The 465-nt window shown below is 62.6% G+C and carries 1 protein-coding gene; it reads right to left on the bottom strand.

Going from position 1 to position 465, the window contains the following annotated elements; all coding sequences use genetic code 11:
• The coding region (locus K0T92_RS25830) for a condensation domain-containing protein (RefSeq protein WP_219875281.1) at positions 1-465 on the bottom strand (465 nt) is incomplete at both ends.

The following is a 465-nucleotide window of genomic DNA, read 5'->3' as shown; positions in this document are numbered from 1 at the left end:
CAGGCAGCTCCTCGCCGCCGTACAGCCGCGCGAACTCTTCCACCAGCACTTGCATCGAGACTCCGTCTGATATGATATGGTGCATATCGTACATGAACAGACGCTTGCCTTCCTCCGCCAGCTTCACCACACGCGCCCGGAACAGCGGCGCTTCGCTCAGCTCGAACGGACGCATGAACGCTTCGATCGCGGCTTCCGCCGTTTCCGCCCCTTCCAGCTGCTGCTCTTCCAAGACAAACGGCACTTCCGCGTGCACCCGCTGCACCGGCTCCCCTTCCGCCAGCTCGAACGAGGTCCGCAGCGATTCGTGGCGGCGGATCAGCTCCCGCAGCGCGCTCTCCATCCGCTTCGTGTCCAGCTCGCCTTCCACCATGTAAACCCCCGGCATATTGTAGCTCGTCTGCGCGCCTTCCAGCTGATTCAGGATATACATCCGCCGCTGCGCCGACGATACCGGGTAATACG

Origin of the sequence: Paenibacillus oenotherae, from assembly GCF_019443105.1 — a bacterium.
GTDB lineage: Bacteria > Bacillota > Bacilli > Paenibacillales > Paenibacillaceae > Paenibacillus_Z > Paenibacillus_Z oenotherae.
The sequence above is the reverse complement of the archived record's forward strand: the minus strand, read 5'-3'. Positions and strand labels throughout refer to the sequence as shown.